Source organism: Aquabacterium sp. A08, assembly GCF_011742065.1.
This window is the reverse complement of sequence record NZ_JAAQQT010000091.1, coordinates 1-357: the sequence shown is the minus strand read 5'-3', so window position 1 is coordinate 357 and position 357 is coordinate 1. Positions and strand designations below refer to the sequence as shown.

Below are 357 nucleotides of genomic sequence, written 5' to 3'. Positions count from 1 at the left end.
ACCGACACCAGCTTCGACGACATCCGCGACCTGGCCGTCAGCAGCAGCCTGTGGGATTCCGAGTTCACCCCCACCAAAAACGTGTACGGCACCGGCATTGGCGACTACTCCAGCCGCGCCAGCAACCAGATCCGCTACGAGTCCCCCTCGTTCAGCGGCTTCACCGTCGGCGTGAGCCTGGGCCTGGACGAAGAACCCAGCCCGGTCAAGCGCGACACCATCGCGTACAACCTGCGCTACAAGGCCGGCGCGCTGGACCTGGGCCTGGGCTACCAGGAACAGAAGCACGAATCCACCCCCGGCAGCGACCGCGAGTACACCGCCCTGTCGGGCGCGTACAACTTTGGCGTGGCCCGC

At 66.4% G+C, this 357-nt stretch carries 1 protein-coding gene; it reads left to right on the top strand.

The genetic code is table 11. The features are described 5' to 3' along the window. A partial coding sequence (locus tag HA630_RS00520) for a porin (protein ID WP_166832029.1) occupies nt 1-357 on the top strand: 357 nt, incomplete at both ends.